The following is a 15,475-nucleotide window of genomic DNA, read 5'->3' as shown; positions in this document are numbered from 1 at the left end:
GACGTGCCACGCGCGAAGCCGGGTTCCAGGACGCCCGGCCCCTTCGCGCGGCGGCGACATCCGACAGCCGTCGGCGACGTGCCGTAGCCGTCTCAACTCGCTGCGCGGCAGTGAGCATAGCGGGGCCGGAATGACTCCGCGGGGCATGTGCATATAACACCTGAATGTACTCACGTACGAAAATCAGAAGAATCGTTTCGCGTTCGCCATGCACCGGAAGCGACGAGGGCGTCAACGGGAAGAGTGCCGATGTGCGAGGCGAATGCCCTTAATCAGCTGCGGGATCAGATCACCACGAGGCCGGCCCTGCCGCGCCTCGGCATATGCCACGCCCCAAGTCGGCAGATGGTGACCGATACCCATCGGGACGGCGGACCGCACAGAAGATCTCCGCGCCGCCCCGCCTTACCCTCACCATAAGCCCCCAGCGCACCGACGGAGGAAGCCTGTGCCACCATCGCGATCGCCCCTTTCCCGCCGTGCTCTCCTAGGCGCGGCGGCGCTGGTGCCGCTGGCCGGGTGCGCGAGCGGCGGGAGCGCCACTCCCGCACCCGCCACCGGCTCTCCTTCCGGGGCCACGGGGGCACGACAACACCGTTTCCTGGCCGAGTTGGAGCGGGAGTACGGTGCGCGGCTGGGTGTGTACGCGCTTGCCACCGGTACGGGTCGTACCGTGGCGCACCGGGCGGATGAACGGTTCGCCTTCTGCTCCACGTTCAAAGGGCTGGCGGCCGCGGCGGTGCTGCGGGGCAACCCGCTGTCGCATCTGGACACGGTCGTCCCGTACACCGAAGACGACCTGATGAAGCACTCCCCCATCACCCGGAAGCACGTTTCGACGGGACTGACGATGCGCCGGCTGTGCGATGCGGCGGTCCGCCACAGCGACGGAACAGCCGGAAATCTGCTGCTCCGCGACCTCGGCGGACCGGGAAAACTGACGGAGTTCGCCCGCGGCCTCGGCGACACGGTCACCCGGATGGACCGGACCGAACCGGCGATCACGGAAGCCACCCCGGGTGACCCGCGCGACACCACCTCTCCGCGCGCATTCGGCACCGATTACCGAAAGATCGTGCTGGGGAACGTACTCCCGGCCGCCAAGCGCGCTTTCCTCCGCGATCTGCTGGTACGGAACGCTACCGGCGCGCAGCGTATTCGGGCCGGCGTGCCGCGGGGATGGGCCGTGGCCGACAAGACCGGGACGGGCGATTACGGCACGCTCAACGACATCGCCGTCGTGTGGCCGCCGAAATCCGTGCCGCCGCTCGTCATCTCGGTCATGTCCAGCAAACCGACGAAGGACGCCGCATACGACCAGAGCCTTCTTGCCCGGGCTGCCGGATATGTGGTGGCCACGCTCACGTGATACGTGCGGTACACGCGATACGTACGGCGCGTGCGTCCTGTGGCTAGGAGTGGAAGCGGGTGGTCTCCTGCAGTTCGGCGCGGGGGACGGTGATGTTGTTGATGGGGGCGGAGGGGTCCGCGTAGCCGAAGGAAATGCCGAACAGCAGCTTGTTGGGACCGGCGCCACCGGTGCCACCGGTGCCACCGGTGCCACCGGTGCCACCGGTGCCACCGGTGCCACCGGTGCCGTTCATACCCAATGACTCGCGGACGGTGTCGGCGTAGAAGCTCAGGAGTCCTTGCGGGCAACTGGCGATGCCGTACGCCGTCATGGCCAGCAGCAGCGTCTGCCCGTACATGCCCAGATCGGCGGCCATGCGCTCTTCGGCGTTGGGCGGCAGGAACAGCAACGCCACATGCGGAGCACCGTAGAAATTCAGACTTTCGGCGTGGAAAGCCTCGCGCTGTTCATGGTCGTCGCGACCGATACCGAGAGCGCCGTACATCGCCGCGCCCGCCTCGTGGCGCCGCTGCGCGTACGTGCCGGTGTACAGGTCGTCGCGGTACGGGAAGTCCAGTGACATGCGCCTGTCGGTGTGCGCGGCGATCAGGTCCGCGCCCAGCCGGTCCCTGGCCGCGCCGCTGACCACTTCGACGTGCCAGGGCTGCGTGTTGGAGTTGGAGGGGGCCGCGCCCGCGAGGGCGAAGACGGCGCGCATGGTGTCTTCGGGCACCGGTTCGCGGGTGAATGCGCGGGTCGCCCTGCGGGCGCGTATCAGCTGTTCGGCGTGGCCGGGCGAATGGCCCGGCGAACGGGTGGCGGTACTCACGGCTTCTCCGGATCGAGGAAGGAGTTGATGAGGCGGTCGGCAGCTTCTGTCAGCGCGTCGGCGGATTTCTCGGCCTCATAGATCTGGGTGGTGACGCTGGCGCCCTCCACCAGCATCTGGAGCATGTACCCCAGGGTTCGGTGGTCGCGTACGGGGAGTTGCGAGACGAGGTCCGTCAGCAGCTCCAGGTACGCGGCCTTCAGCTCGTCGACGGCGACGCGTACCGGGTGGGTACGGTCGGGGAATTCGACGGAGGCGTTCACCAGAGCGCAGCCGCGGTACCCGGGCTCCCGTATCTGGTCGGCGATATCGGCGATGACGTGCCGCAGTTGCGCCAGCGGGTCGTCCGGGCAGGCTGCGCGTGCCGTCTCCAGCCAGACGCGAGGGGGCACCGCCTTGGCTTTCACATAAGCCAGTGCGAGGCCGTCCTTGGACTCGAAGTTGCGGTAGATGCTCGGCTTTCCGACGCCCGAGCGTTCCGCGATCTCGGCCACCCCCGCCGAACGGATTCCTTCCCGGTAGAAAAGGTCGCACGCGGTCTCCCAAACGCGCTGACCGGCCGGCGAGTGCCGCTGTTGTTCCTCTGTCATCGGGTCTCCGGTTCGCGGTCGACGCCATGGTGCGTACCGATCGGTACGCGCTGACCTTCAGAAGGGTACCGATCGGTACGCAGGGCGTCAATCAGCGGACGCGGAGCAAGGAAACAAGGAGGGGAGGCCGACCGGGGATGCCCCGGGCCGCGGTGGTCAGCCGGAACCCGCGGTGAGTTGGGTGAGGTCGACCGCGTCGGCACCGGGGTTCGGTGCGGGGACGAGGAGACAGACACCGGCTACGGCCGCGAGCGCGGCGGCCAGGCAGGCCGCGCCCGTACGGCCCCTGGCCCAGCGGGCCTTGAACCGTACGGGATCCTCCACCAGCACCTTGGACAGCCACCCGGCGGCCAGGGACACCGCGAGGAGGACCGCCGTACGGGACCAGCCGCCGAATCCGAGGACCTCCTCGGAGAGGAGCAGATAGACCGGCCAGTGCCAGAGGTAGAAGCTGTAGGAGACGGCGCCCAATGACCGTAGCGGCCCGCTCCCCAGGACGCGGCCGACGGGACCGGCCGGGGCGTGTGCGAGCAGGGCGATGAGCAGGGCGGCGGCCAGGGCGTGGAGGAAGAGGCCGCCTTGGAAGAGGAAAGGTGCGTTCGGCCCGTCGGTCAGGAACCAGTACGCGCCGAGGGTGCACACCAGGACGGCGCAGAGCCCGTCGGCCAGTCGGCCGGGCACCCTCGACAGCAGACGGCGGGCCGGGTCGGTCGCCATCAGGGCGCCCAGCAGCAGCGAGAAGGCGCGGGTGTCGGTGCCCTCGTACACACGCGTGGTGTCCGGACCGTACGCCAGAACCACCATGGCCACGAGGGACAGGACGGCACCGGCCGCGGCGGTCACGGGCACGAGGCGGCGCGTGGCACGCCTCCTGGCGAGAAGGGCGACCACCGCCGGCCAGACGACGTAGAACTGCCACTCGACCCCGATGCTCCACAGGTGACTGAAGACGCGGGTGTCACCGTCGTTCCAGTAACCGACCTGCTCGCTGATGAAGTGCCAGTTCGTCGCCTGGAGCGCGGCCCACGGGCCGTCCTCCAGGGCGAAGCTCAGCAGGTACGGCGGCCCGGCCGTCCAGACGAGGAGCAGCACGCCGGCGAGCAGTACGGTCAGCGCGGGCAGCAGGCGGCGAGCCCGGCGTTCCCAGAAGGCAGTGAGGGCGACCGTACCGTTCCGGTTCGCGGCCTCCTTGAGCAGCAGGCCGGTGATGAGGAAGCCGGACAGGACGAAGAAGAGGTCCACGCCGAGGAAGCCGCCGCTGAAGTGACCGGCGTGGAAGAACAGCACACCCAGGACGGCGAGACCGCGCAGGCCGTCCAGGGGGGCGATGTGCGAGGTGGCCGCGCGGGGGCGGCCGTGGCGGCGGGAGGGGCGTCGGGGAAGCCGTGCGGGAGGCCGTCGGGAAGGCAGGGCGGTCGCAGACGTCGGCATGTACGGGTCCTGACGAGGGCGGTGAGGAGGGTGGGACGGGCGGCCGCCACCCGAGCCGGGAGGCGGCCGAAGGAGTACGGGCTCACCCGCACTTCAGCTGGCCGTAGACCTTGTCTCCGGTCCACGGGCCCTTCGCCCACCGGTCCGCCGGGGCGGGTGTGAAGGCGTAGTGCTTGCTGAGTTGCTGCCCGAACCAGTTGGCGAAGGCCGCCGAACCCTGCTGGCAGGAGTGGATGCCGTCCTTGCTCCGCTGAGCCTCGGCCGCGGCGCTGTCGGTGCCCCAGAGGGCGGAAGCGTCGAGGAAGCGGGCCTGGCCCGCACTCTTCTTCACCGCCTCCTGGGCCGCCTTCGGCGCCGAGGTGATGGCGGCCTCGTGGCCCTTGTAGAACGCGTCGACCTTGAACGGCGGGGCGGAGACGATGACGAGTTCGGCGCCCGCGTCCTTGGCGACCTTCGCGAGGCGCTCGTAGGAGCTGCTCTGCTGGGCGGGCGTCCCCCAGTCGTAGGTGGTGACCTGGTAGGCGATGACATCCGGGTGGAAGGACCCGACCGCCTTGGACAGGTCCTTGAAGGTGCCGTCGGCGAACTCGGCGGTGGGGCCGTCGCCCTTGACCACCGTGCCGCCGCCCGCGGAAGCGATGGACGTGAACTCCACTCCGCCGGCCTTCAGGGCGGCGCCCAGCGCCGGGGCCTCCGCCCCGGCGATGGAGTCGCCCATCCACAGCAGTTTCGACAGGTGCTTCCCGTCCTTGTCACCCGCGGACGACGCGGCGGCTCCATCAGCGCTGCCGGACGTCGAGCTGCCGCAGCCGGTGAGGGCCAGGAGGGACGCCCCCGCGACGATCAGGGCCGCGGCGGCCGTGCCCGGGATCTTGCGCCTTCCGGAGCGGCGCGCGGGGGTGGGGGACGCGGTGGGCGTGGTGACGCGCTGCGCGGGGGACGAGGTCTGCTTCATGTGCTTGCTGTGCATGCTTCGAGACAAACACGGTGCCCGGGCGGTGCGGCCGCTTGTCATCCGCCGCTCACATACCGCGGGAATCCCCGTCACACGGCGCTCACACAGCGACCGCATGACGGGCCGGAGCGCGCGCCTCGCGTACGAGCCGGGCCGCGCGCCCCGTGTACGGGGGCGCCGCGACGGGCGCGCTCACCCCGTACGGCAAACGGTCCGCCGGGCGGTCGCGTACCCCAAGGACGACCGCCCGACGGAACCGGCTCACTCGCCCTCCCCCGCCTTCCGGCAAGCCCGGAACACCCGCGTCGCCAGAAAGCCCGTCACGGGGGCCGCCACGGCGAGCGCGAGGACCACGAGCACCAGAGTCTGGATCACGGTCTGGATCGGCCGCCGTACGCGCCGGTGATCAGCGCGTGGCTCCCGACGCATCGCGTTCGGCCGCGCGCTGGGCCAGTTCTGCCCAGTTGTCCGCGTACGCGCGGGCCAGTTGGGCGACGGTCTGCCGGTGGTTCAGCGGCAGGCCGGCCGTGATCTCCTCCCACTTCTGCGGGCTGACGGTGTGGATGCCGAGCAGGCGCAGCAGGGTGCGGCCGGTGTTGCTGTAGCGCAGGGCCGGGTCGCCCTTGAGGCGGTTCACCACGCGGCGCCGGTCCGCCACGGGCATCCGGGGGCGGGCGGGCGCGCCGCCGTCCTTCGAGCGTTTGCCGACGAGGCTGACGGGACTGACAGGGCTGTCAGGGCTGGCAGGGCTGGCAGGGCTGCTGATGTCCTGTCCCTGTTGCCCACCGCTCCTGCCGCGTGCACCGTACGCGGCCGGCAGGGGTTTCTCCCCCCGGCGGATCCGGTTGCGTACGTCCCGCGCGGTCTCCGGTGAGATTCCGGTCCGCTGTGCGATCTGCCGGAGCGAGAGGTCCGGGTTGTCGGCGATGAGTTCGCCGGCCAGCCTGCGGCCTTCGGCGCCGTCGAGCGGGCGGAAGCGGCCGTCCTGCCCGACGCGGCGTTCGGCCGCCGCGTCGGCCGGCATCCGCCGGCGGACCTTGGCCACCGTCGCCGGGGCCACGCCGGTGATCGAGGCGATCATCCGGTTCGACCAGACGGGGTGCGAGGCGATGATGCGCTCGGCCGCGCGCTTCCGGTCCGCCTTGGTCAGGGGCAGCCCGTGGGAGGTGTTGGACTCGACGGCGAGCACGAAGGCGTCCGCGTCGTCGCCGTCGAAGAAGCGTACGGGGATGGTGTGCCGGCCGCGCCGCTCGGCCGCGCGCAACCGGTGTACGCCGTCGATGACCCGGAGCGTGTCGCGGTGGACGACGATGGGTGGCAGCGGTGCGTCGGCGACCGCCAACAGGTCGATGTGTTCCTGGTTCTCCCCCGAAATCCTCGGCGAATCGCTGACCGACAAGGAACTTGTCTCGACGTCGACGACCGTGTGCAGGTCGACCTGTGACTGTCCGGGTTCCACGTGCCCCTCCTCGGTCCGCGTTCGCGGCCGGCGGTGCCGTACCGTTTCTGCCCTTGCTGCCGCGGGCGGCGCAAGGGCGGAGAGCGAGCACGGTTCCGGGCCGACGCAGCACTTTCCCGTTGCGTGCGTTTTCCCGTTGCGTGTGCTTTTCCGTGGCGTGTGCTTTCCCGTTGCGTGCGCACTCCCGTTCCGGCGCCCGCTCGGCGCGGCGGACCGGTGCCCCGGCGGCCCGTCCCCAAGCCGCCGGTCCGCCGCCGCGCCGCCACAGCCGGGTCGTTCCGGGTGGCCGTGGTCGTACGGCATCTCCGGCCCGGCCGGAACACGGCCGGTTTCCCGTGCCGGGCGTCCGTGGCTCGAAGGCGCCGTCGTGCTGCTGATGCTGAGGCGGCGCGCCGGAGCGGGGAAGGGGGCTTTTGTCCAGGACTTGTCCAGCACTTGTCCGGCCTGCTCAGAGCGGGGGACGGCCCTTCTTCCGGACAATTTCCGGCTACTTGTCCGTGAGGAAATGCCCTGAAATTCTTACGTGGTGGCCGTACGGGGTGAGGGGCCCGGGCCGGCCTCCTCACCCGTACGGTTTCTTCTGCTGCTCAGCTCCGCGCGCCGAACACCTGCGTCCACGTCGGACCGCCGGACGTGTCGTGGGTGCCTATGCCTATTTCCTTGAAGTCGCAGTTGAGGATGTTCGCCCGGTGGCCGGGACTGTTCATCCAGCTCTTCATCACCTCGTCGGCGGACCGCTGCCCCCTGGCGATGTTCTCGCCGTAGGTGCTCCACCGGTAACCGGCGGCGGTGATGCGGTCACCGGGGTCCTTGCCGTCCGGGCTGGTGTGGTCGAAATAGTTCCGCGCGTTCATGTCCTGGGAATGGCGCCGGGCCGCGGTGGCGAGCTGTTCATTGGCGCGGACGGGTGCACAGCCCTGTTTGGCGCGCTCGGCGTTGACCAGGGAGGTGACCTGCTGGGCGAAGCCCGACCCGCTGCCCGCGGCACCGGACGCCGGGACGGGGGCGGCGGAGGACGGGCGCGGCGCGGGGGTGGCCGGCTCGGAGGGAGTGTGCTTCTTGCGCGGGGTGTGCGGCTCCTTGGAAGGGGATGGGGACGACGGGGTGGGGCTCGGGCTGTGGGCGGCGGTCTTGGAGGGCGAAGGGGCGGGTTTCGTCGCCGGGGGCGTGGCCAGGGGTGCCGACTGGGGTTCCGTGGCGGCCCGTGCGGTGCCGGGTTCGTCGTCCGGACCGGAGATGATCAGCGGCAGCGCGCCGCCGACCGTGGCGAGAGCGGCGGCGGCCACGGCCGCCGCGGTGACGGCACGGCGGCGGCGGACCCGGCGGCTCTCGCGCAGCGCGTCACGGAGCTGGGCGCGTCCGCCGGCGGCCGGAGAGGAAGCCGTGCCGCCTGCCATCGCGGGCACGGCGGGCTGCTGGGTGGTGGCGGCCGCGAGGACCGGGTTCTCCATGGTGTCCGGTGCGAGGGCGGCGGCGAGCGGCACCAGCGCCAGGCCGACGAGCAGCCGGTCGGCGGGCACCAGTCCGGACGAGAAGGAGGAGCAGACGGTGCACTCGCGGGCGTGCCGCGCGATGCGCTTGCGCCACAGTGCGGAGGGCACTCCGTCCCACTGTTCGACGACCGTGTCCAACAGGACGCACCGCGGCGTGGCGGACAGCGCGCGCACCACCACGCGGGAGGCTTCGAGCTGGGACTTCATCCGCTGTACCCGTACGGCCGTGTGCTGGGGTGTCAGCTCCATCGCGGCGGCGACCTCCGCCCGGGTCAGCTCGCCGGCCGCCTCCAGCCACCACAGGGACAGCAGCGCGCGGTCGCCCTCGTCGAGCCAGCGGGTGGCTTCGGCGACCTCCCGGCGCTGCCCGGACAGGCCGAGGCGGACGATGGTCAGTCCGACGAAGTCGGCACGGGGGTCGGGGACGTCGTACGCGTCGTCCAGGCCGCCGTTGACGGGTGCGGCCTGGTCCTGCCGCCAGTGCGCCCGTATCTGGTTCATCGTGATGGCCACCAGCCAGGACCGGTAGCTGCCGGGGTCACGGAGGTCGCCGAGGCTGCCGAGGGCCCGGAGCATCGTCTCCTGCGCCACGTCGTCCACGTCCGCGTGGCCGTGCAGCGCGCGCCCCACGATGTTGTACACCAGGGGCATGGACGCGGCGACGAGCTGGTCCCTGGCCTGCCCGTCGCCCGCCTGCGCGGCCGCAATCACCGCAGGGTCGAGTTCGCTGCTCACGCTCTGTCCACTCTCTTTCGGTTCGGGCTTGTTCCGTCCCACACACAGGAGATGCTGCGGGGACGGAGCCGATAACAGAAATCGAGCAATCGTCCGTCAGATGCGTACGGCAGGGCGATTCGACGGGGTGGCGGGCGACGGCGGGTGACGCCGTGCGGTCCGCGCCGGGTACGCCGGGAGGGGCGGAGGCCCGGCTGACGCGGGCACACCCAGGGCCCGTGACATGGGCTCGTAGCGGGTCGTTGATGTCACCGGGAAGCACGGTTCACGGGAGACGCCCGGTCGCCCACTCCCGAAATATCGGTGGAAAATCGCCGCCGCATGCATCCTTCGGCGGGACTTGTGCGTCTCACGAGAAAGCCACCTTCTCATGTGGCCGTACTTCAGCGGCATTTGGAGAAAAAACGTTGAAAACTGGCATCAAGGGCGCGCGTCGCCTGTCCGCGACGGCCGTCACCGCCGCGGGGGCCGTCCTGCTGACCGGGGCGTTCGCCGCCCCGGCCCAGGCTGTGGCGGCGTCCCCGGCCACCCCGGCGCAGGCCGCGGCACAGGCCCAGGCGCAGGCGCAGACCGTGGTGAAGGCCGGAGCGCCCAGCACTCCCACGATCACCGCGGCAGGCGGTTTCGTGATGAACAACGGCAACGGCAGGACCGCCTTCGCCAAGGCGGCGGACAGCCGCCGTTCCATGGGCTCCACCACCAAGATCATGACGGCTCAGGTGGTGCTGTCCCAGAAGAATCTCAACCTGGACACCAAGGTCACGGTCGACAAGGCGTACAGCGACTACATCGTCGCCAAGACCGCTTCGTCGGCCCGGCTCATCGTCGGGGACAAGGTCACCGTCCGCCAGCTGCTGTACGGGCTGATGCTCCCGTCCGGCTGCGACGCGGCGTACGCGCTGGCCGACAAGTTCGGCAGCGGGTCGACGCGGGCGGCGCGGGTGAAGTCGTTCATCGGCCAGATGAACACCGCGGCCAAGAACCTCGGCCTGAAGAACACGCACTTCGACTCGTTCGACGGCATCGGCAACGGTGCGAACTACTCGACACCGCGTGATCTGACGAAGCTGGCCTCCAGCGCGATGAAGAACGCCACGTTCCGCACGGTGGTGGGCACGAAGTCCACCCAGCAGAAGGTCACGACGAAGAGCGGCGGCTACCGCTACATGTCGTGGACCAACACCAACAACCTGCTCGGCAGCTACGCCGGCACCATCGGCGTCAAGACGGGCTCGGGCCCGGAGGCCAAGTACTGCCTGGTCTTCGCCGCCACCCGGAACGGCAAGACGGTCATCGGTACGGTCCTCGCCTCCTCCTCGGCGGCCAACCGCACCACCGACGCGAAGAAGCTGCTGGACTACGGCTTCAAGGTCTGACGCATGGAGCGGGCCCGCCCACGGCATCCGGCCGCGGGCGGGCCCTTTTCCTTGCCGTTCTCCAGGACCGTACCGGGACGAAGCTCCCTGCCCCTCCAGCGTCCTCCCGTAGTGGGGCTGCCCCCAGGCCGGACCCGGGGGACGGCCGCATTCTGTGCACCGCGGCGCAGTTCTAGCCTCCTTGCCCATGACCAACTCCTTACCGGCGCTTCCCCTCCCGCCTCCGGCTCCGCGCCGCCGCGGGCTCCTGGTCTTCCTCGCCGTGGCGTACCTGGGTATGTGGGCGGCCATGACGCCCCTCCTGGTCACGGGTTTCCGGCGGGAGAGCGCACGGTCGGTGACCGGTGCGCTGGAGGAGGTCTGCATCTCGGCCGCGATGTTCGCGCCGGCGCTGGCCGCGTTCCTCGTGGTGCGGTACGTGGAGCGCGCCGGCCGGGTCCGGGACGTCCTCGCCCTGCGGTGGCCCCGGCCGTACGGCCGCACCGCCCGCTCCTGCCTGCTGGCCCTCGCCGTCCCGGCGGCGCTGACCGCCGTCGCGCTCGGCGTCGGTGCGGTGGCCGGCCGCTATCCCTTCGGGGTGCGCTGGGACGGGCTCGGGTCCTGGGCGACCGCCATGCTGCTCCAGATGCTCATCTCCCTGCCGCTGTTCTTCGGCGAGGAGATCGGCTGGCAGGGCTACCTCTTCCCCCGCCTGGCCCGGGACGGCAAGGGACCGCGCCTGGTTTGGGCGTACGTGGGCACCGGCACCGCCTTCGCGCTGTGGCACCTGCCCACGCTGCTGATGGGCGGGCAGTATCCCGGCCGGCCCTGGTACGTGTCCGTACCCGCCATGGTGATCAGCTGCACGCTCGTCCTGCCGGTCTTCACCTGGCTGCGGCTGCGCTCCGGGTCGGTGGTGCCCGCGGTCCTCGGGCACACCTTCGTGAGCACGGCCGGCGTGGGCATGGTGAAGGTGTTCGCCGCACCGGACGCTGCCCTGGATCCTGTGCACATGGGGCTGACCGGCTGGCCCGGCTGGCTCGTCATGGCCGCCTTCGTCACCTTCCTCGCGCTGACCGGACGGCTCCGGCCGTCCGCTCACGCGCGGGAGGCCGGCGGACCGGAGTGGGGCGGGAGTGCGGTGCGGGAAGCCGGCCCGGGGAGGTACGGGGGCCCGGGGCGCGCCGGCGTCCGGCGGGGCGCCGCCCGTACCCGGGTGCCGGAGCCGCCGTACCCCGGCGAGTAGGCTCCGTGCGATGGAGATCTTCCACCTGCGCTACTTCGTGGCGGTCGCCGAGCACCTGAGCTTCTCCCAGGCCGCCCGCCACCTGCACATGGCGACCTCGCCCCTGAGCCAGCGGGTGCGGGATCTCGAACGCGAACTCGGCCAGAAGCTCTTCGACCGCGACTCCCATCATGTGGCCCTCTCCCCCGCCGGACGGACGCTGCTGCCGATCGCGAAGGACGTACTGGGCCGGTTCGACGACATCCCCTGGCGGCTGCGGCGCGAGATAGGGCCCGAGCGACGCGCCGTCTACGTGGGAGTGCCGCCCGCGCTGCATCCGCGGATGCGGGAGCGTCTGACGCGGCTGGAGGAACGCTGCGCCGAGGAATTCGACGTCAAGCGCTGGCCCGGCAACAGCGGCAACCTCCTGAACGCGGTGCAGCGCGGCGACCTCGCCATGGCCCTGGTCCACCTGCCCGTGCACGCCGAGGGCATCGAGGTGGTGGAGCTGCTGCACGAGCCGCTGGGCGCGGTGCTGCCGGCCGCCGATTTCCACGGGCGTACCTCGGTGGCCCTGAGCGAGCTGACCGATTACACGTACGTGTGTTCCGCCCCCGGCACCCTGCCGACCTATTTCGAGCAGATCAGAGTACGCCTGAAAGCCGCGGGCATTCACAAGGAGATCACCCTCAATATCGGCGATTACGCGAGTGTCGCGGAAATGGTGGCGAACGGCTCGACTTTCGGCATCACCTTGCTGGAGCGCGAGAACAACGCGAACACGTACGGAAACAACGCGAATGTGGTGCTGCCGTTCGCGGATTTCTCCCCGTCGCTGGCGACCGGTCTGATCTGGCGGCGCGACCGGGGCGAGCCGGACGGTGACCTGCATGTTCTGGTGCGCGAAGCGCGGTGTGCGCTGCCGGACGCGGCGGATACGGACTGAGCGGGCCGCCGAGGCGGCAGCGGCCCCGCAAAGGGAATTCCCAATCCTCGGATAAATGACGCGAAGAACGGCGTGACCACTGTGGTCACGCCGTTCTTCGCGTATCGGTGTCACCCATCGATTGAGCACACCCTCCCCACAGGACTAGCGTTTTCGGTGGACGAAGGAACGCGGCACACACCGCAATCCCCGCCCCTTTTCCTGTCCCGGAGCTTTTCGACCTGGAGTGGTGATGGCACCCGTAACACCCACGGAAGAAACCGCGGCGCGCCCCGGCGCCGACGAGGACGGCAGCGCCAACGGCACCGCGGGCCGGCCCGCCGGGCCGCTCGCCGGGGTCCGCGTCATCGACATGGCCACCGTCGTGATGGGCCCGTACGCCGCCCAGATCCTCGGCGACCTCGGCGCCGACGTCATCAAGATCGAGTCCCCGAACGACACCGTGCGCGTCGGCACCCTGCACCGTACGCCCGGCATGACGCCGCTGAACCTCAACGTCAACCGCAACAAGCGCAGCGTCACGCTCAACCTCAAGGACGACACCGACCGCGGCCACGCCCTGGAGCTGATCGGCACGGCCGACATCCTCATCACCAACATGCGCATCGGCGCGCTGCGCCGGCTGGGCATGGACTACGACAGTCTCGCCGCCGCCCACCCGCACCTCGTCTACGCGCACGCCCAGGGCTTCCGGCCGGACTCCGACCGGGCGCAGCTGGCCGCGTACGACGAGACGGTCCAGGCGGCCTCCGGACTGCTGGACCTGGCGCAGCGCGCGGGTGACGTGGGCGCTCCGGTGGTGCTGCCGAGCATCTTCGCCGACAAGGTCGCCGCGCTGTCGATCGTGTACGCGACGCTGGCCGCCCTCGTGCACCAGCGGGCGACCGGCCAGGGGCAGCACGTCGAGGTGCCGATGGTGGACACACTGCTGGCGTTCAACCTGGTCGAGCACCTGCAAGGGGCCATCTACGAGCCGCCGATGGGACCGACCGGCTTCCCGCTGTCCATGAACAAGGGGCACCGGGCGCGGCCCACCAAGGACGGCCTCGCGATGATCATTCCGTACGGCCCGCAGAACTTCCGTGACCTGTTCGCGGCCGCCGGCCGGGCCGACCTCGCCGCGGACCCGCGCGTCAACGGTGAGTTCATCGACTCCGTACGCGACGGCGAGGCGCTGGCCGAACTGCTGGAGACGGTGACGCCGGAGCTGACCACGGCCGAGTGGATGGAGGTGTGCACCAAGCACAGCATCCCCGTCGGACCGGTGCTGCGGCTCGACGAGGCGCCCGACGACCCGTACGTCCGCGAGGGCCACCTGATGGATGTGGCCGAGCACCCCAGCGAGGGCGCCTACCGCGTGGTCGGCGTGCCGCTGGCCTTCTCCGCCACGCCCGCCTCCGTACGCCGGCACGCGCCGCTGCCCGGCCAGCACACGGAGGAAGTCCTCGCCGAACTGGCCCGCGCCGCGAACCCCACCACCACGACGGCGCCCCGGTCCGCGCGGTCCGACGACACCGAGAAGGAGGAACAGCGATGAGCACCCCGGTCTCCCCGGACTCCGCAGCGGGCGACGAGCCGGTCCAGGTACGGTACGAGCCGCTGGGCACGGGCGACGAAGACGCCGGCAGCGCACTCGTCGTCACCGTCAACCGGCCCCGGGCCCGTAACGCCGTGGACGCGGCGGTCGCCGAGGGCATCGCGGCCGCCGTGGACACCCTGGAGTCCGACCCCGCCCTCCGGGTGGGTGTCCTCACCGGTGCGGGCGGCACGTTCAGCGCCGGGATGGATCTCAAGGCGGCGGCCCGCGGCGAGCGCGTGAACATTCCCGGCAAGGGATTCGCCGGGCTCGTCGAAGCCCGTACCACCAAGCCGCTGATCGCGGCGGTCGAGGGCTTCGCCATGGGCGGCGGCTTCGAGCTGGCCCTCGCCTGCGACCTGGTGGTCGCGGCGGACGGCGCGCGGTTCGCGCTCCCCGAGGTCAAGCGCGGCCTGATCGCCGGAGGCGGCGGCGTGCTGCGGCTGCCCCGGCGCATCCCGTACCACCTCGCGATGGAGCTGCTGCTGACCGGCCGTACCGTCACCGCCGAACGCGCCCACGCGCTCGGCATCGTCAACCAGGTCACCGACGACGGCCGGGCCCTGGCCACCGCGCTGGAACTGGCCGCGGACGTCGCGCGGAACGCGCCGCTGGCGCTGGCCGCCGTGAAGGAGGTCGTCCGCCAGGCGGACGGCGTCCCGGAGCCCGACGCCTTCGCCGCGCAGGCGGCGGCGATCGGCAGGCTGATCCGGTCGGAGGACTTCGCCGAAGGGGTACGGGCCTTCGGCGAGAAGCGGGCGCCCCGCTGGAGCGCGCGATGAACCGCGAACAGATCCTCGGCAGCCTGAACACGCCGCTCACCGCCCCGGCCTACGCCCCCGCCGCCGCCCGCTTCACCGACCGCGAGTACCTCAACATCGTGTACCGCACCGACGCCGAGGCGCTGCGCGCAGTGGTCCCGGAGCCGCTGCGTGTCGACGAGCCGCTGGTGCGGTTCGAGGTCATGAAGATGGGCGACGTGACCGCCTACGGCCCGTACGTCGAGGCCGGTCAGGCCATCCCCGTCCGCCACGGGGACGAGCGCGGCGAATACCTGCACGCGATGTACCTCGACAACTTCCCCGCCACCGCGGCGGGCCGCGAGGTCAGCGCCTACCCGAAGGTGATGGGCTCACCCGCGCTGTACGCCGACCACGCGGCGCTGGTGGGGACGCTGGACTACGGGAGCGTGCGGGTGGCCACCGCGACGATGGGCTACAAACACCGTCCGCTGGACCTCGAAGCGGCCCGCGCGCAGATCACCGTGCCCACCTACATGCTGAAGATCGTGCCGGGCTACGACGGCGCTCCGCGCGTCTGCGAACTGGTACGCACCGAGATCACCGACCTGGTGGTCAAGGAGGCGTACACCGGCCCCGCCCGGCTGCAGCTGTTCGAGCACGTCCTGGCCCCGCTGGCCGACCTGCCCGTACGGGAGGTCGTCTCGGCCAGCCACATCGTCACCGACCTGACGCTGGCCGGCGCCGTACCCGTCCACGACTACCTGACCCACGCCTGAGGAGCACCGTC

General features: G+C 70.9%; 13 protein-coding genes. 7 read left to right on the top strand and 6 right to left on the bottom strand.

From position 1 onward, the window contains the following. Window positions 1-448 precede the first annotated feature (448 nt). Window positions 449-1,369, top strand: a complete 921-nt coding sequence (bla, locus tag AB0L45_RS15910; RefSeq protein ID WP_365840116.1) for a class A beta-lactamase — start codon at window positions 449-451, stop codon at window positions 1,367-1,369. 43 nt (window positions 1,370-1,412) lie between these two features. On the opposite strand, the gene AB0L45_RS15905 is transcribed toward bla, so the two are convergent. The 6 genes from AB0L45_RS15905 to AB0L45_RS15880 form a co-directional block, all read right to left on the bottom strand. Continuing rightward, window positions 1,413-2,180, bottom strand: coding sequence for a nitroreductase (locus tag AB0L45_RS15905; protein WP_365840114.1), 768 nt, complete (start codon window positions 2,178-2,180; stop codon window positions 1,413-1,415). Beyond that, window positions 2,177-2,770 (bottom strand): TetR/AcrR family transcriptional regulator, encoded by a 594-nt coding sequence (locus AB0L45_RS15900; protein WP_365840112.1) that lies wholly within the window; start codon window positions 2,768-2,770, stop codon window positions 2,177-2,179. Before AB0L45_RS15900 ends, AB0L45_RS15905 begins: the two co-directional genes overlap by 4 nt. Window positions 2,771-2,926: 156 nt before the next feature. Beyond that, complete coding sequence (locus tag AB0L45_RS15895; protein ID WP_365840110.1) at window positions 2,927-4,201, bottom strand: acyltransferase; 1,275 nt, start codon at window positions 4,199-4,201, stop codon at window positions 2,927-2,929. Window positions 4,202-4,283: 82 nt separating this feature from the next. Beyond that, complete coding sequence (locus AB0L45_RS15890) at window positions 4,284-5,171, bottom strand: SGNH/GDSL hydrolase family protein (protein WP_365840108.1); 888 nt, start codon at window positions 5,169-5,171, stop codon at window positions 4,284-4,286. A 391-nt stretch (window positions 5,172-5,562) separates the two neighbouring features. Next, a complete protein-coding gene (locus tag AB0L45_RS15885) occupies window positions 5,563-6,615 on the bottom strand; it encodes a ParB N-terminal domain-containing protein (protein ID WP_365840106.1) in 1,053 nt (350 codons plus the stop codon). Between the two features lie 587 nt (window positions 6,616-7,202). Further along, entirely contained in the window at window positions 7,203-8,843 is a 1,641-nt protein-coding gene (locus AB0L45_RS15880) for a sigma-70 family RNA polymerase sigma factor (RefSeq protein WP_365840104.1), read from the bottom strand. Window positions 8,844-9,250: 407 nt separating this feature from the next. On the opposite strand from AB0L45_RS15880, the gene AB0L45_RS15875 reads away from it, so the two are divergent. The 6 genes from AB0L45_RS15875 to AB0L45_RS15850 all read left to right on the top strand — a co-directional run bounded on the left by AB0L45_RS15875 (window position 9,251) and on the right by AB0L45_RS15850 (window position 15,464). Further along, window positions 9,251-10,219, top strand: coding sequence for a D-alanyl-D-alanine carboxypeptidase (locus AB0L45_RS15875; RefSeq protein ID WP_365840102.1), 969 nt, complete (start codon window positions 9,251-9,253; stop codon window positions 10,217-10,219). A gap of 187 nt (window positions 10,220-10,406) precedes the next feature. Beyond that, window positions 10,407-11,444 carry a CPBP family intramembrane glutamic endopeptidase gene (locus AB0L45_RS15870; RefSeq protein ID WP_365840100.1) on the top strand — a complete coding sequence of 346 codons (1,038 nt, stop codon included), beginning with the start codon at window positions 10,407-10,409 and terminating at the stop codon, window positions 11,442-11,444. A 10-nt stretch (window positions 11,445-11,454) separates the two neighbouring features. Then, complete coding sequence (locus AB0L45_RS15865) at window positions 11,455-12,369, top strand: LysR family transcriptional regulator (RefSeq protein ID WP_365840098.1); 915 nt, start codon at window positions 11,455-11,457, stop codon at window positions 12,367-12,369. 232 nt (window positions 12,370-12,601) lie between these two features. Next, window positions 12,602-13,906: a CoA transferase gene (locus tag AB0L45_RS15860; protein ID WP_365840096.1), complete on the top strand. Its 1,305-nt coding sequence runs from the start codon at window positions 12,602-12,604 to the stop codon at window positions 13,904-13,906. Continuing rightward, window positions 13,903-14,727, top strand: coding sequence for a crotonase/enoyl-CoA hydratase family protein (locus AB0L45_RS15855; RefSeq protein WP_365840094.1), 825 nt, complete (start codon window positions 13,903-13,905; stop codon window positions 14,725-14,727). The genes AB0L45_RS15860 and AB0L45_RS15855 overlap by 4 nt, the downstream gene beginning before the upstream one ends. Then, a complete protein-coding gene (locus AB0L45_RS15850) occupies window positions 14,724-15,464 on the top strand; it encodes an acetoacetate decarboxylase (RefSeq protein ID WP_365840092.1) in 741 nt (246 codons plus the stop codon). Before AB0L45_RS15855 ends, AB0L45_RS15850 begins: the two co-directional genes overlap by 4 nt. The last annotated feature ends 11 nt before the right edge of the window (window positions 15,465-15,475 follow it).

Source organism: Streptomyces sp. NPDC052496, assembly GCF_040679095.1.
Taxonomy (GTDB): Bacteria; Actinomycetota; Actinomycetes; order Streptomycetales; family Streptomycetaceae; genus Streptomyces.
The sequence above is the reverse complement of the archived record's forward strand: the minus strand, read 5'-3'. Positions and strand labels throughout refer to the sequence as shown.